21 protein-coding genes are annotated in these 22,653 nt (G+C 66.1%); 7 read left to right on the top strand and 14 right to left on the bottom strand.

Features of this window, described 5'->3' with window-relative positions:
* Position 1: 1 nt before the first annotated feature.
* From benB to catA, 3 genes are all read right to left on the bottom strand, one after another.
* The gene (gene benB / locus ACYP5B_RS25595; protein ID WP_318234043.1) at positions 2–502 is read right to left on the bottom strand and encodes a benzoate 1,2-dioxygenase small subunit; all 501 of its coding nucleotides are present in this window, start codon (positions 500–502) and stop codon (positions 2–4) included.
* Complete coding sequence (gene benA, locus ACYP5B_RS25590; RefSeq protein WP_318234044.1) at positions 499–1,896, bottom strand: benzoate 1,2-dioxygenase large subunit; 1,398 nt, start codon at positions 1,894–1,896, stop codon at positions 499–501. The genes benB and benA overlap by 4 nt, the downstream gene beginning before the upstream one ends.
* 137 nt (positions 1,897–2,033) lie before the next feature.
* Complete coding sequence (gene catA / locus ACYP5B_RS25585; protein ID WP_400099942.1) at positions 2,034–2,954, bottom strand: catechol 1,2-dioxygenase; 921 nt, start codon at positions 2,952–2,954, stop codon at positions 2,034–2,036.
* Between the two features lie 195 nt (positions 2,955–3,149).
* Here catA and ACYP5B_RS25580 point away from each other — a divergent pair, with 195 nt between their 5' ends.
* The 5 genes from ACYP5B_RS25580 to ACYP5B_RS25560 all read left to right on the top strand — a co-directional run bounded on the left by ACYP5B_RS25580 (position 3,150) and on the right by ACYP5B_RS25560 (position 8,525).
* Positions 3,150–4,067 (top strand): LysR family transcriptional regulator, encoded by a 918-nt coding sequence (locus ACYP5B_RS25580; protein WP_459571553.1) that lies wholly within the window; start codon positions 3,150–3,152, stop codon positions 4,065–4,067.
* 174 nt (positions 4,068–4,241) lie between these two features.
* Positions 4,242–6,827, top strand: a complete 2,586-nt coding sequence (acnB, locus tag ACYP5B_RS25575; protein WP_318234047.1) for a bifunctional aconitate hydratase 2/2-methylisocitrate dehydratase — start codon at positions 4,242–4,244, stop codon at positions 6,825–6,827.
* Positions 6,828–7,202: 375 nt separating this feature from the next.
* Positions 7,203–7,511, top strand: a complete 309-nt coding sequence (locus tag ACYP5B_RS25570) for an AAA family ATPase (protein WP_459571552.1) — start codon at positions 7,203–7,205, stop codon at positions 7,509–7,511.
* On the top strand, positions 7,429–7,920 hold the full coding sequence (locus ACYP5B_RS25565) for an ATP-binding protein (RefSeq protein WP_459571551.1): 492 nt from the start codon (positions 7,429–7,431) through the stop codon (positions 7,918–7,920). Before ACYP5B_RS25570 ends, ACYP5B_RS25565 begins: the two co-directional genes overlap by 83 nt.
* A gap of 131 nt (positions 7,921–8,051) precedes the next feature.
* Positions 8,052–8,525, top strand: coding sequence for a thioesterase family protein (locus tag ACYP5B_RS25560; protein WP_318234049.1), 474 nt, complete (start codon positions 8,052–8,054; stop codon positions 8,523–8,525).
* A gap of 41 nt (positions 8,526–8,566) precedes the next feature.
* Here the strand turns inward: ACYP5B_RS25560 and ACYP5B_RS25555 are convergent, their stop codons facing one another.
* Positions 8,567–9,703 (bottom strand): glycosyltransferase, encoded by a 1,137-nt coding sequence (locus ACYP5B_RS25555; RefSeq protein WP_459571550.1) that lies wholly within the window; start codon positions 9,701–9,703, stop codon positions 8,567–8,569.
* Positions 9,704–9,953: 250 nt separating this feature from the next.
* On the opposite strand from ACYP5B_RS25555, the gene ACYP5B_RS25550 reads away from it, so the two are divergent.
* Entirely contained in the window at positions 9,954–11,204 is a 1,251-nt protein-coding gene (locus tag ACYP5B_RS25550) for a DUF1444 domain-containing protein (protein WP_459571549.1), read from the top strand.
* A 30-nt stretch (positions 11,205–11,234) separates the two neighbouring features.
* Here ACYP5B_RS25550 and alkB read toward each other — a convergent pair whose 3' ends face one another.
* From alkB to fliF, 7 genes are all read right to left on the bottom strand, one after another.
* Complete coding sequence (alkB, locus tag ACYP5B_RS25545; RefSeq protein ID WP_459571548.1) at positions 11,235–11,888, bottom strand: DNA oxidative demethylase AlkB; 654 nt, start codon at positions 11,886–11,888, stop codon at positions 11,235–11,237.
* Between the two features lie 134 nt (positions 11,889–12,022).
* The gene (locus ACYP5B_RS25540; RefSeq protein WP_459571547.1) at positions 12,023–13,522 is read right to left on the bottom strand and encodes a flagellar hook-length control protein FliK; all 1,500 of its coding nucleotides are present in this window, start codon (positions 13,520–13,522) and stop codon (positions 12,023–12,025) included.
* A 26-nt stretch (positions 13,523–13,548) separates the two neighbouring features.
* On the bottom strand, positions 13,549–14,004 hold the full coding sequence (fliJ, locus tag ACYP5B_RS25535) for a flagellar export protein FliJ (RefSeq protein ID WP_318234054.1): 456 nt from the start codon (positions 14,002–14,004) through the stop codon (positions 13,549–13,551).
* A complete protein-coding gene (fliI, locus tag ACYP5B_RS25530) occupies positions 13,997–15,544 on the bottom strand; it encodes a flagellar protein export ATPase FliI (protein WP_459571546.1) in 1,548 nt (515 codons plus the stop codon). The genes fliJ and fliI overlap by 8 nt, the downstream gene beginning before the upstream one ends.
* A complete protein-coding gene (gene fliH, locus ACYP5B_RS25525) occupies positions 15,465–16,322 on the bottom strand; it encodes a flagellar assembly protein FliH (RefSeq protein WP_459571545.1) in 858 nt (285 codons plus the stop codon). The genes fliI and fliH overlap by 80 nt, the downstream gene beginning before the upstream one ends.
* Positions 16,309–17,301 carry a flagellar motor switch protein FliG gene (fliG, locus tag ACYP5B_RS25520; protein ID WP_318234057.1) on the bottom strand — a complete coding sequence of 331 codons (993 nt, stop codon included), beginning with the start codon at positions 17,299–17,301 and terminating at the stop codon, positions 16,309–16,311. The genes fliH and fliG overlap by 14 nt, the downstream gene beginning before the upstream one ends.
* Positions 17,291–18,988, bottom strand: coding sequence for a flagellar basal-body MS-ring/collar protein FliF (gene fliF, locus ACYP5B_RS25515; RefSeq protein ID WP_459571544.1), 1,698 nt, complete (start codon positions 18,986–18,988; stop codon positions 17,291–17,293). The genes fliG and fliF overlap by 11 nt, the downstream gene beginning before the upstream one ends.
* Before the next feature lie 513 nt (positions 18,989–19,501).
* On the opposite strand from fliF, the gene fliE reads away from it, so the two are divergent.
* Complete coding sequence (gene fliE / locus ACYP5B_RS25510; protein ID WP_318234059.1) at positions 19,502–19,822, top strand: flagellar hook-basal body complex protein FliE; 321 nt, start codon at positions 19,502–19,504, stop codon at positions 19,820–19,822.
* Between the two features lie 448 nt (positions 19,823–20,270).
* Here fliE and ACYP5B_RS25505 read toward each other — a convergent pair whose 3' ends face one another.
* The 3 genes from ACYP5B_RS25505 to ACYP5B_RS25495 all read right to left on the bottom strand — a co-directional run.
* On the bottom strand, positions 20,271–20,924 hold the full coding sequence (locus ACYP5B_RS25505; RefSeq protein ID WP_459571543.1) for an LbetaH domain-containing protein: 654 nt from the start codon (positions 20,922–20,924) through the stop codon (positions 20,271–20,273).
* Positions 20,915–21,736, bottom strand: coding sequence for an NAD-dependent epimerase/dehydratase family protein (locus tag ACYP5B_RS25500; RefSeq protein ID WP_318234061.1), 822 nt, complete (start codon positions 21,734–21,736; stop codon positions 20,915–20,917). Before ACYP5B_RS25500 ends, ACYP5B_RS25505 begins: the two co-directional genes overlap by 10 nt.
* Positions 21,737–21,744: 8 nt before the next feature.
* The coding region (locus ACYP5B_RS25495) for an FkbM family methyltransferase (protein ID WP_459571542.1) at positions 21,745–22,653 on the bottom strand (909 nt) is incomplete at its 5' end.

Below are 22,653 nucleotides of genomic sequence, written 5' to 3'. Positions count from 1 at the left end.
CTCAGATGTGATAGATGTCGATGACCTGGTTGATGTAGTCGTTCTTCAGCACGACGTACTTGTCCAGGATCTGCGGGCGCTCGCCGGCGAAGTCGATGACGTAGCGCGACATGCCGAAGTAGCTGTAGTTGGTCTTGTAGCGGTGGCTCAGCGTGTGCCAGTTGAAGCGCACCGTGCAGACGCTGCCTTCCTGCCGCTCCAGTTCGACATTGCTGATGTTGTGGCTGGTGCGCGTGTCCGGCATGGTGGCGCTGGAGCGCTCGGTCTTGATGCGGAACACGCGGTCTTCCAGGCCCTGGCGGTTCGGGTAGTAGATCAGCGAGATCTCGCGCTGCGGATCGGTCACCAGCGTGTCGTCGTCGTCCCAGGACGGCATCCAGAACGCGGCATCCGGGTGATAGCAGGCCAGCCATTCATCCCATTGCTCGTCGTCCAGCAAGCGGCTTTCCCGGTAGAGGAAGGCCTGGATATCACCAAGGCTGAGGGTTGCGGTCGTGCTCATGCTTCGCTCCCGGCTTTGGTGGCTTTGATGGCTTTGCTGACTTCGGCGCCGGTGGCCTTCTTCATGACGTCCAGCCAGTAACGGTGCTGCACCGTGTACAGGCCTTCGTCCTCGGTCTTCACGCCGCTCATCAACGGCTTGAGGCCAATCTTCTGCGCGGCCTCGTCGGCGCCTTCCACCCAGTGCGTGGCGCCTCGGCACATGTCGTTCCACTCCAGCGCGCTGCCGGCGTAGCCTTGCTGGCAGGCGCGGAATTCTTCCAGGTCGTCCGGCGTGGCCATGCCGCTGACGTTGAAGAAGTCCTCGTACTGGCGGATGCGGCGGGCGCGCGCTTCGTCCGCTTCGCCCTTGGGCGCGATGCAGTAGATGGTGACTTCGGTCTTGTTCACGGACAGCGGGCGCAGCACGCGGATCTGCGAGCCGAACTGGTCCATCAGGTAGACGTTGGGGTACAGGCACAGGTTGCGCGAGTTCTGGATCATCCAGTCCGCCGTGTCGGCGCCGCAGCGCTCGGCGAATTCCTCGCGGCGGCTGAAGTTGGGCCGGTCTTCCGGGTTGGCCCAGCGCGACCACAGCAGCATGTGGCCATGATCGAAGGCGTAGAAGCCGCCGCCTTGCCGGCCCCAGTTGCCTGCGTCCATGGCCCGGATCTTGTCCTCGCGGGCGTTCTCCTGCTTGCGGTGGTTGGTGGTGGCGGCGTAGTTCCAGTGCACGGCGGAGACGTGGTAGCCGTCGGCGCCGTTCTCGGTTTGCAGCTTCCAGTTGCCTTCGAAGGTATAGGTGGAGGCGCCGCGCAGCACTTCCAGCCCATCGGCGGACTGGTCCACGATCATGTCGATGATCTTGGCGGCTTCGCCCAGGAAATCCTTGAGCGGCGCCACATCCGGGTTCAGGCTGCCGAACAGGAAGCCGCGATAGTTTTCAAAGCGCGCCACCTTTTTCAGGTCGTGCGAGGCTTCCTTGTTGAAGCAGTCGGGATAGCCGGCGCCTTCCGGGTCCTTGACCTTGAGCAGCTTGCCGCTGTTGTTGAAGGTCCAGCCGTGGAACGGGCAGGTGTAGGTGGCCTTGTTGCCGCGCTTGTGGCGGCACAGCATGGCGCCGCGATGGGTGCAGGCGTTGATCAGCGCGTTGAGCTCGCCCTGGCGGTTGCGCGCGATCACGATCGGCTGGCGGCCGATGTAGGTGGTGTAGTAGTCGTTGTTGTTGGGGATCTGGCTTTCGTGCGCCAGGTAGATCCAGTTGCCCTCGAAGATGTGCTTCATCTCGAGTTCGAACAGGGCCTCGTCGGTAAAGGCGCTGCGGTGCAGCCGGTAGTCGCCGGTTTCGCGGTTTTCCACCAGGTAGTCGTCCAGGCGCTTCAGGGCCGGGCTGTGGTCCGGGTAAATGGGGATCATGAGGTGTCTCCTGCATCCGTGGCGGATGCGCCGGGCCGTGAGGGGTCCTCAGGGCGGCCCTGATGTTGCTGCTGTCGTGGCTTTGGTGTGGGCACCTGAAGCGCCTGAGATGCCTCAGGCGCTTCAGGTTCCGAGGCTTACGCGGCGGCGCGCGTGCGCTCCACTTCCGGTGCCGGCGCCGCGGCGCAATCGGCGTACAGGCGGAAATCGAAATCGATGGAGGCAAACGGCTTGGCGAGGCCGTGCTCGGCCAGCGCCCGCGGGGTATCGACGTGCCTGACCGCTGGCACCAGCCCTTCGCGGCTGGCGAAGGCGAAGTCGTCCCACAGGTATTCGTCGCCGTCGATGTTGATCTGGGTGGTCAGCTTGCGATGGCCGGGCGCGGACACGAAGAAATGGATGTGCGCGGGACGGCGGCCATGGCGGGCCAGCAGGTCCAGCAAGCGCTGGGTAGTGCCTTGCGGCGGGCAGCCGTAGCCCATGGGCACGTTGCTGCGGAACTGGTAGCGGCCGTTGCTATCGGTCACGATGGTGCGGCGCAGGTTGAAGTCCGACTGCGTCTTGTCGAAGAACGAGTAGTTGCCGAGCAGGTTGGCATGCCAGACCTCCACGGACGCGCCGGGCAGCGGCTTGCCGTTGGTGTCGAACACCGTGCCCTGCATGAACAGGACTTCGCCCTTGCCATCTTCGCTGCCGTCGTCCAGTCGCGCAAAGCCTTCGCTGGACGGCGCACCGGCCACGTACAGGGGGCCCTCGATGGTGCGCGGCGTGCCGCCGCTGAGTCCTGCCTTTGCCTCGGCTTCATCAGCGCGGATGTCAAGGAAGCGCTCCAGGCCCAGTCCGGCGGCCAGCAGGCCAAGCTCCTGGCTGCTGCCGGCCTCGGCAAAGTACTCGATGCCCTTCCAGACTTCGCTGGCGCTCAGGTCCAGGTCTTCGATGGCCTTGAACAGATCGGTGGTCAGGCGGACCACCACGCTTTGCACACGCGCGTCGACCTTGCCGTTGGCGGTGTCGACGATGAACGCTTTGACCAGCGCTTCGATTTCCGGGTGAGTCATTTGTCTGCTCCTTGTCTCTGGTTTTCTTTGTGGGGTCCGTCTTGCAATGGCCCTCCGCCGTGGCGGTGTGATTCGAACTAGAATGCTTTGAAGGTATAAAAAGTCGTTGTCACAGCCTGATACGAAGGATAGGAGCGCCAAAATTGGCGGTCCAACACTGTTTTGGTATTGGCTAAATACTAAAAAGGTATAGTCGTGGACCTGCGTCATTTACGTTACTTTGTCGCCGTCGCGGAGGAGCTCAACTTCACCCGCGCGGCCGAACGGCTGCATATCGCGCAGCCGCCGCTAAGCCGGCAGATCCAGCAACTGGAAGAGGGCCTGGGGGTGCAGCTATTCGAGCGCAACGCGCGCCCGCTCAAGCTGACGGAGGCCGGGCGTTTCTTTTACGGCCACGCCCAGCAGTTGCTGGCGCAAGCCGCGGAGCTGGAGTCGATGACCCGGCGGGTGGGGCAGATCGAGCGCAAGATGTCGCTCGGCTTTGTCGGTTCAACCCTGTACGGGATGCTGCCCAAGATCATCCGGCGCTTTCGCACCGAGCATCCGGAGATCGAGCTGAGCCTGCATGAGATGACCACCATGGACCAGATCGCGGCGCTCAAGCAGGGCACCATCGATGTGGGTTTTGGCCGCATCCGGCATGAGGACCCGAACGTGCGCCGGATCGTGCTGCGCGAGGAGCGGATGATCGTGGCGCTGCCGGTCGGGCACCCGCTCTCGCTGTCCAAGCCCGTGCTTGCCCTGCACGACCTGCTGGGCGAGACCTTGATCATCTTTCCCAAGGCGCCGCGCCCCAGCTATGCCGACCAGGTGCTGGCGGCGTTTCACGACCGGGCCTTGCAGCCCGGGCGCATCCATGAGGCGCGCGAGCTGCAGATCGCGCTGGGGCTGGTGGCGGCGGGGGAGGGGATCTCGATCGTCCCGAGCAGCGTGCACGGCCTCAAGCGGGACGACATCAGCTACAGGGAGCTGGACGATCCCAACCTGGTGTCGCCCATCATCATGAGCACGCGCATGCTCGACGAGACCGAAGAGATCCGCGCCATGCTCGACATGATCTACCGGCTGTATGAGGAGGAGAAGCTGGTTTTCCTGCCGCCAAGCCAGGAGTGAACGCTCGCGGCCTGATGGAATCGGGGGATGTCTTGTATGCGGCTTCCTCTTGATTTGATTGTGTTTTCTGTTTTCAACTCTTATATAAGATATAAGACGTTTGACCCAAGGGTGCACTTTATTTTACAATCGCGGCACAACCGGTTTTTGTAACCCTATCACCCGCAGGTTCCCATGCTTGAAAACTATCGCGCCCATGTAGCCGAACGCGCCGCGCTTGGCATCCCCCCTCTGCCGCTGACCGCCAAGCAGACTGCGGAGTTGATCGAATTGCTGAAATCCCCGCCGGCTGGCGAGGAACAAGTCCTGGTCGACCTGATCACGCATCGCGTGCCGGCAGGCGTGGACGACGCCGCCAAGGTCAAGGCCTCGTACCTGGCCGCCGTGGCCCTGGGCAAGGAAGCCAGCCCGCTGATCTCGCGCGCCAAGGCAGCCGAGCTGCTGGGCACCATGCTGGGCGGCTACAACATCGCCCCGCTGATCGAACTGCTGGACGACGCCGAGATCGGCCCGGTTGCCGCTGAAGCGCTCAAGAAGACGCTGCTGATGTTCGACGCCTTCCACGACGTCAAGGAAAAGGCCGACAAGGGCAACGCCATCGCCAAGTCCGTCCTGCAAAGCTGGGCCGACGCAGAATGGTTCACCAGCCGTCCGGAAGTGCCGCAAAGCCTGACCGTGACCGTGTTCAAGGTCACCGGCGAAACCAACACCGACGATCTCTCGCCGGCTCCGGACGCCACCACCCGCCCCGACATCCCGCTGCACGCGCTGGCCATGCTGAAGAATGCGCGCCCGGGCATCACCCCGGAAGAAGACGGCAAGCGCGGCCCGGTCAAGTTCATCGAATCGCTGAAGGAAAAGGGCAACCTGGTCGCCTACGTGGGCGACGTGGTCGGTACCGGCTCCTCGCGCAAGTCCGCCACCAACTCAGTGCTGTGGTTCACCGGCGAAGACATCCCCTTCGTGCCGAACAAGCGTTTCGGCGGCGTGTGCCTGGGCAGCAAGATTGCCCCGATCTTCTACAACACCATGGAAGACGCCGGCGCGCTGCCGATCGAGCTGGACGTGTCGCAGATGGAAATGGGCGACGTGGTCGAGCTGCGTCCCTATGACGGCAAGGCCCTGAAGAACGGCCAGGTCATCGCCGAATTCACCGTCAAGTCCGACGTGCTGTTCGACGAAGTGCGCGCCGGCGGCCGCATTCCCCTGATCGTTGGCCGTGGCCTGACCGCCAAGGCCCGCGAGGCGCTCGGCCTGGCCCCGTCCACGCTGTTCCGCCTGCCGCACAACCCGGCCGACACCGGCCGCGGCTTCACGCTGGCCCAGAAGATGGTCGGCCGCGCCTGCGGCCTGCCGGAAGGCAAGGGCATCCGCCCGGGCACGTACTGCGAACCGAAGATGACCTCGGTGGGCTCGCAGGACACCACCGGCCCGATGACCCGCGACGAGCTGAAGGACCTGGCTTGCCTGGGCTTCTCGGCTGACCTGGTGATGCAGTCGTTCTGCCACACCGCCGCGTATCCGAAGCCGGTCGACGTCAAGACCCACCACACGCTGCCCCAGTTCATCAGCACCCGTGGCGGCATCTCGCTGCGCCCGGGCGACGGCGTGATCCACTCGTGGCTGAACCGCATGCTGCTGCCCGACACCGTCGGCACCGGCGGCGACTCGCACACCCGTTTCCCGATCGGCATCAGCTTCCCGGCAGGCTCGGGCCTGGTGGCCTTTGCTGCTGCCACCGGCGTGATGCCGCTGGACATGCCGGAATCCGTTCTGGTGCGCTTCAAGGGCAAGATGCAGCCCGGCGTCACCCTGCGTGACCTGGTCAACGCCATTCCGCTGTACGCCATCAAGTCGGGCCTGCTGACCGTGGCCAAGCAAGGCAAGAAGAACATCTTCTCGGGCCGCGTCCTGGAAATCGAAGGCCTGCCCGACCTGAAGGTCGAGCAAGCGTTTGAGCTGTCCGACGCTTCCGCCGAGCGCTCGGCCGCCGGTTGCTCGGTGCGCCTGAACAAGGAACCGATCATCGAGTACATCAACAGCAACATCACGCTGCTGAAGTGGATGATCGCCGAGGGCTACCAGGACCCGCGCAGCCTGTCGCGCCGTATCCAGGCGATGGAAGCCTGGCTGGCCGACCCGAAGCTGCTGGAGCCGGATGCCGACGCTGAGTACGCCGCCGTGATCGAGATCGACCTGGCCGACGTGCACGAGCCCATCGTGGCCTGCCCGAACGACCCGGACGACGTCAAGACCCTGTCGGAAGTGGCTGGCGCCAAGATCGACGAAGTCTTCATCGGTTCGTGCATGACCAACATCGGCCACTTCCGCGCAGCCTCCAAGCTGCTCGAAGGCAAGCGCGACATTCCCGTCAAGCTGTGGGTTGCCCCGCCGACCAAGATGGACGCCAAGCAACTGACCGAAGAAGGCCACTACGGCGTGTTCGGCACGGCAGGCGCCCGCACCGAAATGCCGGGCTGCTCGCTGTGCATGGGTAACCAGGCACAAGTGCGCGAGGGCGCCACAGTGATGTCGACCAGCACCCGCAACTTCCCCAACCGTCTGGGCAAGAACACCAATGTGTATCTGGGTTCGGCTGAGCTGGCGGCAATCTGCTCGCGCCTTGGCCGCATCCCGACCAAGGAAGAGTACATGTCGGACATGGGCGTGCTGGCCACCAACGGCGACCAGATCTACAAGTACCTGAACTTCGACAAGATCGAAGACTTCAAGGGCGTGGCGGATACGGTGACGGTGTAAGCGGTACCGGCTTCAACAGTTACGTCCTGAAAGGCCCCACTGCGGGGTAATGCCGTTCACTTAAGCCGGTGAACGGCATTTTTTTGTCCATATCTTGCGTTCGCCTTGGCCAACTGATCCAGCGGCGTCTCACATTCCGGGCCCGATGGGTGGCAAGGCCGGGTCACACCCATAGCCGATACAGCCAGAACGATTCGTCTGCGGCAAAGCGCTGGGCAAATTCGCTTGGCGAGAAACATATCCACGACGAAACACACCATGCCGGCGCGACCTGTGGACGTTCCCAAGTACCCGATAGTAGATTCCTAACTACACGGACTTATAATCCCAAATTTAAGCTGTGTAATTCCCAAATACACGGGGATTATGCATCACATGAGCGAGTCACATTCCCTCTATCCAAGATTGCTGGCGCCGCGCGTTGCGCAGGCGATGGCCGACACGCCTGTCGTGCTGATCGCTGGCCCGCGTCAAGCGGGCAAGACAACCTTGGCGCGCCATGTGGTTGCGCAGGGGATGCGCTACCTGACGCTCGACGACGAGCTAACCTTGCTGGCGGCCAGAGAGGACTGCCGCGCGATACGTCGGCGTGTTCGAGCAGATGTACTTGCTCAAGCGCGTAGAGGTCTGGGCAAGAAACCGTCTGAGCAGGGTCGTGAAGGCACCCAAGATTCAGTTCATTGATTCGGGGCTGTTGTCCGCGCTGACGGATTTGACGCCCGGGTTTGCCGACCAGGATCGAAGTCGCTTCGACAGCGTTCTCGAGACCTTTGTGTTTGGCGAACTGCTCAAGCACAAAACGACGGCCGACGGGGACTACCAATTGTTCCACTACCGCGATCATGACCAGGTCGAAGTGGATTTCATCATCGAGAATGCGGCGGGTCACTTGATCGGGGTGGAAGTGAAGGCGTCAGCCACCGTCAGGAAAAATGACCTTCGTGGTTTGACGCGGCTTGCCAGCCTCGCAGGCGATGCGTTCAGGCTAGGCGTCGTGCTCTACGATGGTACGGAAACCTTGCCACTTGGCAGTGGGATCTGGGCGGTGCCCTTGTCCAGCTTGTCGGGGCAATCGCCAGTCAATCCGAGTTAACCGTTACTAGTAAATAGTAAACTGTAGCGCGCATATCATCGCAGCCAGCCGGCGCCAAACCACTTGCGCGGCATCGGCTTGATCATCGCACATAGTGCGGATGAAACCTCACCTCGCTTTCCCTTTGCATCATGGCCCGCCTCGATCTCGAATTCCCTGAAGACCAGTACTGCTACTCCACCCACCTCACGGTGCGCGTGACCGATATCAACTCGGCCAACCATCTCGGCAACGACTCGATGATCTCGATGATTTCCGAGGCGCGGGCGCGCTTTCTGTTCGACCTGCGCACGGGTGACGCGGAGGATGCCGAGACCGACCAGGTGGGCATCATCGTGACCGACCTGGCCACCACCTACCGCAACGAGGCCCATGCCCGCGACCAGTTGCTGTTCGAGGTGGGCGTGATGGATTTCAACCGCTACGGCGGCGATATCACCTTCCGCATCACGCGTCCGGCAGACCTGGCGCTGGTGGCCATGGCCAAGTCCGGCTTTGTCTTCTTCAGCTACGAGCGCAAGCAGGTGGTGCCGATGCCGGAGGCCTTTGCGCGCAAGTTCCCCAAGGTCAACTGGGTGGACCGAGGGGCGGCGAAGGCCGACTAAGGCCAGCCAAGGCCAACCAAGGCCGGCCAGGGGCTGGAAGGCTACAGCCCGTAGTAAGGCCGGTTCGATTGGATGCGCGTGCCTTCGGTGGGCGGGAAGCGCGCTTCATCCAGCAGCTTTTGCAAGGCGGCCTTGCCTTGCGCCAGCGCGCCGATGTAGTACGCGCTGACCGTGAGTTCGTCGAGCGCGCGCCAGGCATAGACCGCCGCGTCGACAAACAGCGTATCGGCCGGGCAGGGAATGGCCGCGGCCTGCTGGGCGTAGAGATGCGCCTGCGCGAACTCGCCGCGCAGCCGGTGGTAACGGGCCAGCGCGCACAGCGGCTCGGCCCGCGCCGGGCGCGCCTGGTAGGCTGCGAGGTAGGCGTCGCGCACGGCGCCGGGGGCGTAGGCAGAGTTTGCCGCATTGTCGGCCACATCGGCGACATTGGCGGCGGCAAGGCGCTCGGTCAGCACGGCCACCTGGAACAGCGAGAACCAGCGCTCCTCTTCCCATCCGCCCATGGCTACGCGAGCCTGGTATTGCTGCAGGCTGGCTTCCAGCTGGCCGGCGTCGCGATAGCTCTGCGCCAGGTAGAAGCAATAGCGCGCATTGGCCGGATCCTTCTGCAGGGCGCGCTCCAGCACTTCGATATCGCGCAGGTAGGTATGCGGATCCCGGGCGCGGGCGCCATCGCGCGAGACCACGATGGTGGGGCCGGCCAGGTACTGCCAGGCGTGCGGCGCGTCCTGCGTGAGGTATTCGTGCAGCACGCCTTCCCAGCGCCAGGGCTGGGCCGCCTTGACCAGGGCGTTGCGCTGGTATTGCCAGCCGCCCAGCTCGCACTGGAAACGGTAGGCATCGTCGGCCAGCCTGGGCCAGCGGAACCCCTCGGGCATGCGCAGGGTTTCGTCGGCATCAATGAACAGCACGTAGTCATTGGCGCCGGCCTCGCCTTCTGTACCGGCGCGGGCCAGCGCCAGGGCCTCGTTGCGGTTGTGCGCGAAATCGATCCACGGCCGCTCATGCAACGTGCCGGGCAGGTCCCCCATGACCTCACGTACCAGCGCCTGGGTGCCATCGGTGGAGCCAGTGTCCACGATCACCCAGCGGTCGATCCATGGCTTCACGGACGCGAGGCAGCGGGCGATCACCGGGGCCTCGTTCTTCACGATCATGTTCAGGCAGATGCGCGTCAATTCAGGTTTCCTGTGATCCTGGGGGCGGGGGCGGTACCATGGGCGGGATGGTCGGCCCAGCGCCGCGGCGAGCCCAAGAATAACGGAAAACTCGGTGGCGCAACACTGCGCGGCAGGGCGCATGGCGGCGCACGGAGATGGTGCCGAAACGCCGGGACATGAGGTAAGGTGTAAGCATTGCCATCCGGGCCAACGTCTGGGCCAACGTCCGGGCTAACACTGGGGCCAACCTCCGGGCCACGCCATCGCCATGGGTTTCTTCGAGTCGCTATTCCTGCGCAAGCCGCCGCCGGATCGTTTCGCGGCGCTGTTCATTGCCGCGGCCAGGCGCCAGGGCTTTGAGGGGCGCCTTGATTTCAACGCCGACGAGTTCCGGCTGGAGCACGGGCGCAACGCCTTCTTCAACCTCCACAATGCCTACCGGGCGTACTGCGAGGCCCGTGGCGCGCAGCGCGACAAGGCGCTGCATGGCTTCGTGGCTACCCTGTGCTCCAGCGGGCAGGCCACGCCCGACTCGCTGTCCGAGGCCGGGCCCATGCTTCGCCCGCTGATCCGCAGCCGCTCGCTGATCGATGAGATCCGGCTGCACCACCTGCGCTCGGAGGGCGATCCCTCGACGTTCGATGTCGCCTACCTGCCCTTCGGCGAGGACTGCGTGATCCTGCTGGCGGTGGACTATCCGGAAACCACGTCGACGCTGCTCAACGGCCCCTCGGCCTCATGGCAGGTGACGCTCGGCCAGGCGCTGCAGATCGCGGGCGACAACCTGCGCGACCACACCGACGAGGCCTTCGTCCCGGTCGCGCAGGGCGTCTACCAGGGCGCCTGGAGCGACGGCTACGAGGCTAGCCGCGCGCTGCTGCCGGATGTGCTGGAGCGGGTACCGGTGCGCGGCCGCCCGGTGTTCATGATGCCTACCCGCGAGGTGCTGCTGGTGACGGGCGACCAGGACGATGCCGGCCAGTTGCGGATGGTGGAGCTCAGCTTGCAGGCGTTTCGCCAGGGCCGCACGATCTCGCCGGCCATGTTCTGCTACCAGCCCGGGGGCGTGGCGCACGCTGTGCCCACGGGAACCGAAGTGTCACATTTCGTCCCGCCCGGCGAGCGGGCGGCACGGCACCTTGCCCACCTGGTGCGGCTGTACCGCAAGGAAGAGTACGACACGCAAAAGGCCGCCCTGGACCGCCTGAACGAGCGCGACGGCGTCGATGTCTTCCTGGCCAATTACCTGCTCTATGGCCGGCAGGACGATCCGCTTACCTCGTATTCGATCACCACCTGGACGTGCGGCGTGGATACATCGCTGCCGCGCGCGGATCGCATCGCCTTGGTACGGCCCGACGCGGACGATGCCATGGGGCGCACGCGCGTGGTGGGCTGGCAGCAGGCGCAGGCCCTGCTGGGCGATCTGATGGAGCAGGAGGCGCAGTATCCCGCCAGGTACCGCGTCAAGGCGTTTCCCGACGTTAGCCGGCTGGCGTTGCTCGATGAAATCGGCTGACGCTCGCCTGCCAATGCGCCCGGCGCGCCGCTAGCGCGTCTTGCGGAAAGTCAGGTTGATCCGCTCGCGCCCCACCAGTGCGTGATCGCCGTCGGCCAGCGGCGCAATGCCGTGGAACGCCAGCCTGGCTGGGCCGCCCCATACCACCACATCACCATGCACCAGCCGCACGCGTAGCGGGCGCTCGGCGCGCGCGAGGCCGCCGAACAGGAATACGGCTGGCAGGCCGAGCGACACCGAGACGATGGGCGCGCGCAGGTCGAGCTCGTCGCGGTCCTGGTGCAGGGAAAGGCGGGTGCCCGGCGCGTAGCGGTTGAGCAGGCACGCGTCCGGCTTGAAATCGGCAAAGCCGGCCGTGGCGGCCGCATCGCGCGCCAGCGACAGGAAGGCATCCGGCATGGGCGGCCAGGGCTGCCCGCTGAGGGGATCGGCCGCTTCGTAGCGATAGCCTGTGACGTCCGAAACCCAGCCAAACGGGCCGCAGTTGGTCATGGCCACCGACATGCGCAGGCCGCCCGGCGTGATGAGGTGGCGCCACGGGGCTAGCGCGGCAATGTCGCGCACGTTATCCAGCAGGGTTTGCTCATGTTCGCGCGCAAAGCCGCGCAGCACTACCGCGCCGGGGACGATGGGCTCAGCCTGCGGGGCGTCTTGGGGGAGGGAATCGAACAGGTCGAAAGTCATGGCGTCTTGGCGGGCGGGGCGCGCCAGCCCTGATGGCTGGAGCCCTGCTCTTAAACGACATGGTAAGCGCGAATGCGCGGGGCTGCGAGGAAAGCCCGGGCGTGTGCGCCCGAGCGTCCATCCCGCCCGGGCGGTCAGGCGAAGGTGTCGACTTCGCCGCGTGCGAGGGTGCGTGCCACCGGGGCCGTGGGGCTGGTATTGGCCGGGGCCGCCGGGATCCCAGCCAAGGTGCCGAAACCGTTCTGCGCGTTGCCCGGCTGGCGTTGCTGCTGCTGGCCGTTGCCGGCCTGGCCGGCAAAGCTGTCGGCGCCCACCGAGGTCTGGCCCAGCTGGATGCCGCTGTCGGCCAGCGCGGTGCGCAGTTGCGGCAGCGCGGCTTCGACCGCGGCGCGCACGGCGGCGTGCGGCGAGACGAACTGGGCCTGGGCCTGGTCGTTGACGACGTTGAGCACGACCTTGAGCGGGCCGAGGTCGGGCGGGTTGAGCTGCAGCTCGGCGGTGTGGTTGCCTTGGGTCGACAGGCGCACCATCTGCTGGCCAAGCGCTTGCGGCCATTCGCCATCGCCCACCGGCGGCGCGATCGGCAGCGAGGTCGTGGGCGACAGGCCGCCTGAGGTCGGCGCCTGGCTCGCGGCCAGGGTGCCGGCCGCCATCAGCGGCGTAACGGTAGCGTTAGCGGGCGTGGCTTCGGTGCTGGCGGGTTCGGCGGCGCGCATGGCTTGCGCCAGTTGCATCGGGCTGGCCGGCGCGGCGGCGGTCGTTGCCGGGGGCTGGCTGTTCTTGCCGGCGTCGGCAAGCTGCAGCGGGGCCTTGTACGGCTGGCCGAGCGAGGCGTCCTGCTGCCCGGAGGAAGCCTGGCCATTGCCGCCTTGCTGGCTCGCCATGGCGGCCTTGAGGCTGGCGGCCAGGTCCGGGCCCGCCTTGGCGGCGTCGGTGCCGGGCGTAGCGGCAGCCTTGTCCGTGGTGGCTGCCGGGGTGCTGGCCGCGGCCTGCGGCACGGCCTGCAGCGCGGCGCGCTGGGATGCGATCGTGGCCAGCGTATCGGCGGCGGCCGAGGTCGCCGGAGCGGCCGCGTCGGGCGTGGCCGCTGCGGCGGTGGCGAGCGCCGGGTCCTTCATGTCCTTCAGGCCGGCTTGCGCGCCCAGGGCAGCGGCGCCGGGCAGTCCGGCCGAGCCCGGCAGCGCGCCGTTGGCTGCCAGCGCGGCAGGCTGTGCCGGCTGGGCCGGTTGCGGCGCCAGCAGGGCGGCCAGCGCGGCGGCGGCGGACTGGGCGGCGGGATCCGCAGCCTGGTCCTGGGACTGCTCGGCGTCCTTCTCCTGGCGGCGTGATGGCTTGGTGGCTACCGTGCTGGCCTGCGTGCCTTGTTTGGCGGCGTTGCCGTTCTGGCCGCTGGCGTCGTTGCGTGTGGACGCGTTATCGGCGTTGTTGTTGCTGGCGTTGTTGGTGCTGCTGTTGCTGTTATTGGTGCTATTGCTATTGCTATTGCTATTGCTGCTGGTGCGGTCATCGCTGCGGGCACGCGCCAGCGCATCGCCGAACCCTTGCGACTTTGCATCGGCATTGCTGGTGTTGCTGGCGCTGCGCGAAGAGGCGGCCGTGGCGGCATTGCTGACAATCTGGCTGATATCGATCATGTTCGGGTTCGCTCTGGCTGGGCGGCTTAACGGTGGCGGCCTGCGACTTGCAGGCGGGCGGCGCGGGCTGCGTATTCGTCGGTGTCGCGTTGCTCGCGACGCGTGCTGGCAATCTGCTCGCGCGTTGCCGCGCGGGTAATGAGCGTGTCGAAGGAACTCTGGCGGCGCTTTTGCTGCTGCCAGTTGGCGCGGCCGGCGAGCAACTGCGCCTCGGCCCGCGCCAGCGCTTCGGTCTGCTGGCGGATGGCGGTATCGAGCGAGGCCAGGAACTGTGCAAAGTCCTGCCAGCGCGTGGAAGTCATGCCGTCCTGCGCGATGGCTTGCATGCGCTCGCGGTATTCCTGCCGGTACTGCGTGAGCGCGGCCAGTTGCTGCTCCGCCTGGTTGCGCAGGCCTTGCAGCCGGCCCAGCTCGCGCGCGGCGGCATCCGTATCGTTCTGGGCCAGGTCGGCCAAGGTGTTCAATGCAGATGGCTTAGCCATGTTCACTCCGTTGGAAGAGACTATGCAACTGGCCGATCGAGGCGTCGTAGCCGGCGCGCTCATGGATGTCTTGCTGCAGGAAGGCTTCCATCTGCGGATGCAGGTGGATGGCCAGGTCCAGCTCCGGGTCGTTGCCCGGCACGTACGCGCCCACGCTGATCAGGTCGCGGTTGCGCTGGTAGCGCGACATCAATTGCTTGAAGCGCCGCACCGAGGCGAACTGCGGCGGCTCGATCAGCGCCGTCATGGCCCGGCTGATCGAGGCTTCCACGTCGATGGCGGGGTAGTGGCCGGATTCCGCCAGGCTACGCGAGAGCACGATGTGGCCGTCCAGGATGGCGCGCGCGGAGTCCGCGATCGGGTCCTGCTGGTCGTCGCCTTCGGTCAGCACGGTGTAGAAGGCCGTGATCGAGCCACCGCCTTCGGCGCCGTTGCCGGTACGTTCCACCAACGTGGGGAGCTTGGCGAACACCGAGGGCGGATAGCCCTTGGTGGCGGGCGGCTCGCCGATGGCCAGGGCGATCTCGCGCTGGGCCATGGCATAGCGCGTGAGCGAGTCCATGATCAGCAGCACGTGGCGGCCCTGGTCGCGGAAGTACTCGGCCAGGCGCGTGGCATAGGAGGCGCCCTGCATGCGCAGCAGCGGCGAGGTGTCGGCCGGCGCGGCCACCACCACGGAGCGCGCGCGCCCTTCCGGGCCCAGGATGTTCTCGATGAAGTCTTTCACTTCGCGGCCGCGCTCGCCGATCAGGCCGACCACGATCACTTCCGCGCTGGTGTAGCGCGCCATCATGCCCAGCAACACGCTCTTGCCCACGCCGGAGCCGGCGAACAGGCCCATGCGCTGGCCGCGGCCAACGGTGAGCATGCCGTTGATGGCGCGCACGCCCACGTCGAGCACGGTCTCGATGGGCGCGCGCGACAGCGGGTTGATCTGCGTGCCACCCAGCGTGACTTCGGTGGCGGCGGTGATGGGGCCCAGGCCGTCCAGCGGACGCCCGGCGGCATCGAGCACGCGCCCGAGCAGGCCTTCGCCCACCGGCAGGCGCTTCGAGCCCGGCTCGCGCGGGGTGGTGTCGCCGCTGGGCAGCGGCGTGGGTTCGAGCGGATAGACCCGCGCGCCGGGCACCAGGCCCACCACGTCGGATTGCGGCATCAGGTAGAGCCGGTCGGCGCCGAAGCCGACCACTTCCGCCTCGGCCAGGCGCGGGCCGGTGTTCTTGCCATGCAACTGGCCACCCGGCAGCTCGATCAGGCAATCGCTGCCCACCGGCAGGCGCAGGCCTACGGCTTCCAGCACCAGGCCTGCGGCGCGGGTCAGGCGGCCGCAGCTGCGCTTGCTGTCGATCTCGGCAATGCCGGCCGAGGCCGCGGTGAGCGCATCGCGCCAGCGCTGGCCATGCAGGCCAGCGGTGAAATCCGTATTTGCCGCGGTAGTTGCCGGGGTAGTTGCCGAACGATCAGGCATGCGGCGGCTCCCACGGGTCGTCGCGGCCGAGCGCCTTGACCACGCGGCTCCAGCGCGTGGACAGGGTGGCATCGAGCTCGCCGCTGGCGGCACTTGCCACGCAGCCACCGCGCGCGATGGCGGGGTCGGCGCGCACGCTCCAGCCGGCGGCTTGCAGCTCGCCGGCCAGGTGCGTTTCCACCAGCGTGACGTCCTCGGGATTGAGCAGCAGGCAGGGCGAGCCGGACAGCGCCGGCTCGGCCGCGAGCAGTTCGCGCACCGCCGGGAGCAGCACGGCAGGATCGGCCTGCACGGCTTGCTGAACGAGCTGGCGCGCCACATCCAGCGCTAGGGAAATCAGGGTCTGGGCCACTTCTTCGTCGACGCGGCCAAGCGCGTGGCTGAAGGTAGCGGCCAGTTGCTGCAGGTGGGCAGCTTCGGTGCGTGCGCCTTCCAGGCCGCGCGCATAGCCCTCGCGGTGGCCGTCGCCGTAGCCCTGGGTCTGGCCCTGGGTATAGCCCTGGGCGTAGCCTTCCTTGCGCGCGCCTTCGCGCATGGCATCGAGCGCGGCAAAGTCGATGGGCGGCGGCGCGGGCTCCAGCGGCATGAACTCCGCCGGAGCGGGCGCGGCCTTGCGCGGATCCAGCGAGACCATCTGCCAGCGTTGCCAGCCGTTTTTCTGCGGGGCGCGGCCCGCGGGCGCGGCAAAGCTCTCGAAGCCAGCCTGCCGCGGCGCGCCGCGGTTGCCCGCTGCGCGGCCATCGCCGGCGTCGCCAGCATGGTCGCCACGAAGATCGCCACGACCATCGACAAAATCGCTGTCCGAGGCAAGGCCCCGGAACTGGCGCAGGGCACGTTCAGACGTAGGCATCGTCGCCACCACCGATTACAACTTCGCCGGCTTCGGCCAGGCGTCGTACCACCTGGAGGATGTTCTTCTGCTCGGCCTCGACTTGGGAGACCCGTACCGGGCCCAGCGCTTCGAGGTCTTCGCGCAGCATTTCGCCGGCGCGGGTCGACATGTTGCGGATGAACTTGTCGCGCAACTCCACCGGCGCACCCTTGAGCGCGACGATGAGCGATTCGGTGGCCACTTCCTTGAGCACGCGCTGGATGCCGCGGTCGTCCACTTCGAGCAGGTTCTCGAACAGGAACATCTCGTCGATGATCTTCTGCGCGAGGTCGCCGTCGTGCAGACGCACGCCTTCGATCACCGCTTCCTCGTGGGCCGTGCTCATCAGGTTGATGATCTCGGCCGCCGTACGCACGCCGCCCATGCGGCTGCGCTTGAGGCTCTGGCCCGCCAGCAGCTTGGTCAGCACGTCGGTCAGCTCCTGCAGGGCGCCAGGCTGCACGCCGCCGAAGGTGGCGATCCGCAGGATCACGTCGTTGCGCAGGCGGTCGGTGAACATGGCGATGATCTCGGACGACTTCTGCCGGTCCAGGTGGATCAGGATGGTGGCGATGATCTGCGGGTGTTCGTCGCGGATCAGTTCGGCCACCGAGGTGGAATCCATCCAGTTCAGCGAATCGATGCCGGCGCCCGGGTCGCGGGACTCGAGGATGTCCTCGATCACCGAGACCGCGCGCTCCTCGCCCAGCGCCTTGTTCAGCACGCTGCGGATAAAGGCGCTCGAATCCACGTTCAGGGCGAGGAACTGCTCGGTCTCCTGGCGGAACTCGGCCAGCACGGCGGACATCTGCTCGCGCGTCACCGAGTTGAGCGTGGCCATGGCCGAGCCCAGGCTCTGCACTTCGCGGGGGGCAAGGTGCTTGAATACTTCAGCTGCGGCGTCTTCACCGAGCGACATCATCAGGATGGCGCTCTTCTGCAATCCTTCATCGGTCATCGCTAGCCATCCAGTTTTTGATCACACTAGCAACCAGGCGCGGGTCGCGCTGCGCGGCGTCACGCACCAGGGCGAGATCGCTTTCATATTTAGCGGCAAGCCGCAGGACTTCCGGATTGGCCGGCTCATCAGCCGGCAACAAAATGGCTTCGTTGTCGGATGACTTTTCCTGTGGTGGCGGCAAGGGCGGCGTGGTGTACTTGCGCAGTACCGGACGCGCTACCTTGAACCACACGAACAGCGCCAGCAGTGCCAGCAGCAGGTAGCCGGCGGCGGTCTTGGCCAGGGCGATCATTTCCGGCTGCTTCCACAGCGGCAGTTCCGGCTTGATCTCGCTGTCCACGGTGAACGGGCTGTTGACCACATTGAGCGAGTCGCCCCGGTCGGCCGAGAAGCCCATGGCTTCCTTGGTCAGGTTCTCGATCTGGGCGAGCTGCGCGGCGGGCAGGGCTTCCGACACCATCTTGCCGTTGGCACCCGCCTTTTGGCGGTAGTTGACCACCACGGCCACCGACAGGCGCTTCACGCCGCCCGGTGCCTGCTGCACATGGCGCACGGTACGGTCGAGCTCGTAGTTGGTGGTGGAGTCGTGGCGGCTGCTGCTCGGGCCGGACTGGGCCGTGGCGGTGGCGCCGCCCTGGGCCTGGCCTTGCTGGCCGGGCTGCTGCCCCGGCTGGTTCGGCTGGCCCGGGCGCGGCGGCTGGGCCGTGGCGATCGGGGCGGCGGCCGGTGCGGGCGGCTGGTTGGACAGCGCGCCAGGCACGCCGCCAACCGGGGCCGCGCCTTGCTGGCTCGACTCGCTCGATTGCTGGCTGCGAATGGCGGCACGGGTCGGGTCCTGGTTCGGCTTGTAGGACTCGTCCGTGTGCTCGACGATGGAGAAATCCACGTCGGCGGTGACCTGTGCTTTCACATTGTCCTGGCCGAGGATCGGCGCTAGGATGGCCTCCACGCGCTGCGCGTAGTTGCGCTCCAGCGCTTGCACGTACTTGATCTGGCCGGCGTCGAGCATGCGCTCATTGGTGCCGCTGCCAGACAGCAGGTTGCCGTGCTGGTCGACGATGGAGATGGCCTTGGGCGTGAGTTCCGGCACGCTGGACGAAACCAGGTGGCCGATGGCGGCAACCTGGCCGTCGTCGATGGCGCGGCCCGGGTAGAGCTGCAGCACGATCGAGGCGGTTGGCTTCTGGCGTTCGCGCACGAACAGCGTCGGCTTGGGAATGGCCAGGTGCACGCGCGCCGACTGCACCGCGGCGATCGATTCGATCGAGCGGGCCAGCTCGCCTTCCAGGCCGCGCTGGTAGTTGACCTGCTCGGCAAACTGGCTGATGCCGAACTTCTGCGTATCCATCAGCTCCATGCCCGTGGTGCCGCTCTTGGGCAGGCCTTGCGAAGCCAGGCGCAGCCGGGTCTCATGGACCTTCTCGGAGGGCACCATCACCGCACCGCCGCCTTCGGCGAACTTGTACGGCACGTTCATCTGCTGCAGGGAGGCGATGACGGCACCGCCGTCGCGCTCGGACAGATTGCTGTAGAGCACCTTGTAGTCCGGCGCACGCGACCAAAGCACACCCACCGCGATGGCCGCGGTGAGGGCCGCGCCGCCCAGCATCAGGGGCAGGCGCGGATTGGACTTGATACGCTCGAACAGCTCGGACTTGTTCGACAGGGCTGCCACGGCGTTCATGCGCGCGCCCCCGTCATGGCCGGGCCGGCATGGGTCAGGATCGGCTGGGCCGGATGGCGGGCGCCGCTCTGGCTGCCCTGTCCACCCCGGCTGGCCTGGCTAACCCTGGCTTCGGCATGGCTAAGATCACGCTGCTGACAAAACACGCGTACTCCCCGCGATAGTTGATGAGATTCCGGTCCGGACCGGGCGCGCAAAGGAGAGCGGCACCCCAGATTCGGCACGGTATCGATCATCATCCAAGCCGGGTGCCGACAATCCGGCGAATAGGCCTCGTTTTCCACCCGAATTCCCGCAATGGCCCGGGCGGGGCCGCAGGTACGCTTCGGGGGCTGGCACAGGCGGCGCGCGCGGATGCGGTATTTGTGGCATTGGCGGCGCATGGCGCAAGGTTTGCCGGCAGCGGCCCGGGCGGGTGCCCGGCGCAACCCTTCAATGACTCATTCTCGAACCGGCTTCCCCCGGGGCAGGCTTTGGCTGGCCAGGGGCGGGGCGGGTTCCAAGCGGATCGCCATGACTACCATCTCTTCTATCGACGGCATGTTGCAGCAACTGCGCGGGCTGGCTCAGAGCGCCACCGGGCAGGAAAGCCAGGCTTCGGCTGTTTCCTCCGGCGGTTTTGCCGGTGAACTCCAGCGTTCGCTGGCGCGGATCAGCAGCGTGCAGGAGAAGGCTTATGGACAGGCTGAGGCGTTTGAGCTTGGCAAGCCGGGGGTGTCGCTTAATGACGTGATGATCGATATGCAGAAGGCTAATGTTTCGTTTCAGACTGGGGTGCAGGTTAGGAATCGGTTGACGGCGGCTTATCAGGAGATGATGAGCATGACGGTTTGAGGTGGTTGGGTATTGCTTGTGGTTGCTTGTGGTTGCTTGTGGATGCTTGGGGGCAAGGGCAGCTGCAACTGCTTAACGTCAAAGTCAACTGCAGTTTCACCACCCCTGCGGGGCGGCGGCCTACTTTTTTGTCTTGCCAAAAAAGTAGGCAAAAAAGGCGCGCCGGATGGGGCGACACCCCCTCGCCCCATACGGCCTAGGTGAACCTTGACGGCTCGCTTCGCATCGCGCTGGGGTGTTCCCCGCCTGGGGGCGGGTCACACGGCTACACCGAACCTGGATTTGGCGGTTGCGCTGTTGCTTGCGAATCCGTTCGCTTCCCGCTGGTTGGCTCCCCTCTCCCACTTGTGGGAGAGGGGCCGGGGGAGAGGGCGGGCGCTTGCCATGCCGCGATGCCTTCGTTACCGATTCCGATCCTTACGGCACGGGCCAGCAGGCCCCCTGGGGCTTACAGCCGGAAATACTCTTCTGCCGCCGGTTCGCGCGCTGGCTTGCAAACCAGGTCCCCAGCATTTCCCGCATACACCAGGCAGTCTCCCGGCGTATCCCTGTTGATCACGCTGACGCCCTGCGCGATCACCGAGCCATTGCCCACATTGCTGCGGCCGATGATGGCGGTATTGGGGTACATCACCACGCCGTCGCCGATCACCGGGGCGGCGCCGTGGTTCTTGCCTACCGTGGAGTTCTGGTACAGCACGAGGTAGTTGCCGTAGGTGGCCTTTGCCAGCACGATGCCGACCGAATGCCCGATGAAGAACACTTCCGGCATTTCGATCTCGTAGAAGAGGTCGATGCCGTTGAGCGCCTTGTTCAGCAGGAACAGCCGCGTGCCGGCCTTGGCGTCGGCCTCGTTGCGCCAGATGGTGTTGGCCAGGTAGTAGAGGTACTGGCAGTACTGGCTGGAGTGCAGGTAGTTGAAGCGCCCGGGGTGCCACATGCGTACGGCGTTGATGCAGCGTTCCACCCGGGCCAGTGCTTCCGCCTGGTTGCGCTTGATCAGCGGCAGCAAGGTCTCTGCCTTGCCGTCCGGCACCAGCGCTGCGACCTGGGCGCAGGTGTAGGCTGCCAGGCTTTCCGGGGTCTGGTCGATCAGTTCCACGTTCTTGTTCCTTCCAGGTATGCGGCCAATACGTCGCGCACGTCCCTTGGCGCTACGCCCAGCGCGCGCAGGCGCGCGGTGCTGCACACGGCGGCCGGCTGCGGTTGGGTGGACCTGGCTAGCTCCACTGCCCAGCCCGCGCGGTTGAATGCGTTGGCCAGTTCGCCATTGGATACGTTGGCGCCGCTGGCCACATTGAAGATCCCGCGCTCGCCCAGTGCCGACATGGTGGACAGTGCTTGCACCACGTCGTCGAGGTGGATGTAGTCACGCACGAAAGCGGCGTCGCTGTCCAGCTTGAACGCGCGCTCTGTCGCTGCGCGCTGCAGCCATTCGGACAGGAAGCCGGGCGAACCCGGGGACCAGTCGAAGACGCAGGACAGCCGCGCCACGGCCGAGCGCCCGGGCGCGAGCGTGAGGCACAGGTTTTCGCCGAGCGCCTTGGAGAGGTCGTAGAGATGCCGCGGGTTGGCTGGCTGCAGCGTGAGCGCGCCGGCCTCGTCGCCCACCGGCAGCGCGGAGCTGTCGTACAGTCGGGTGGACGAAAGATAGACCAGGTGGTCCCAGCGGCCCGCCTGCAGCAGCCGGGCCAGCAAGCCGACATGGGCTTCGACCGTATCGAAGGGGCGTGCGGCAAAGTCGGCGGTCAGGCCGGCGCAATAGAACACGCGGCCGAGGTCGCGCGCCAGCAGGCCGGGGTCGTCCCGGCCGGGCACATAGACTTCATGCCCGGCCTGGCGTAGCGCCTGGACCAGGCGCTGGCCGACAAAGCCGGCGCCGCCGATCACGGTACATGGTACGGAGCCGGGCATGGCGGGACTCACGACAGCGGGTGATGCAGCGCCGGGTCACGGTGCCACAGCAGCTTGGGACTGACGCCATGGCACACGGAGAAGTCCGCGCCCTGCAGCAGGGAGGGGTCCTTGACGGCGACCATGTTGAAGCCATGCGCCGGGCCTTCCAGGTAGACCTCGTCGACCGGGATCAGCTCGATCGGGCGGCCGGCCATGTCCACGTTGGAGTTGAAGTCGCGCACCGCGAACACGTTGTAGCCGAAGCCCTGGAGCAGCTGGATGATCTCGGCGTTCTCCAGGCCATTGCTCCAGTCCACGTAGTGGCGGTGCACCTCGAACACGATGTTCGGGGCGTCGGGCGCCGGGCGCGACAGTTGTTCGCGCGCACCCTTGAACACGTCCAGCTCGGCGCCTTCGATGTCCAGCATGATCAGGCTGAGCTTATCGAGCTTTTGCTGGGCGCAGTAGTCGTCGATGGTGATGGTGGCGAAGCTGTCGTCGCCGGCAGCGCCGTCGGCGCGCTCGGCGTGGGCGAAGGAGTCGTTGCCGACCAGGCGCAGCTGGGTGCTGCTGTCCGACCACAGGCCCAGGCGCCAGCTGTGGATATTCTCCACGTTGTTGAGCTGCGCGTTGTTGCGCAGCATGCCGAGCTGGTCGGCATTGGGCTCGAACGCATGGCAGGCGCCGCCGGCGGCCGCCAGTTGCTTGGCCATCAGGATCACCTGGTCGCCGAAGTAAGCGCCGCCGATCACCGCGTTGCCGCCGTTTTGGCACAGCTTGACCAGCAGCTTGGTGGTTTGCGGCTCCCACACGTGGTCCGGCTGCGCCGGCGTGCTCATCAGGAAATCGCGGGCGATCTTGGTGCGGTAGAGGAACTCGAACACCGTGCCATCGGCCAGCGTCTTGCGCAGGCGCGATTCGTCGTCGTACATGGC

The organism is Cupriavidus sp. 8B, assembly GCF_054589115.1.
This window is presented reverse-complemented; position numbering and strand designations above follow the sequence as displayed.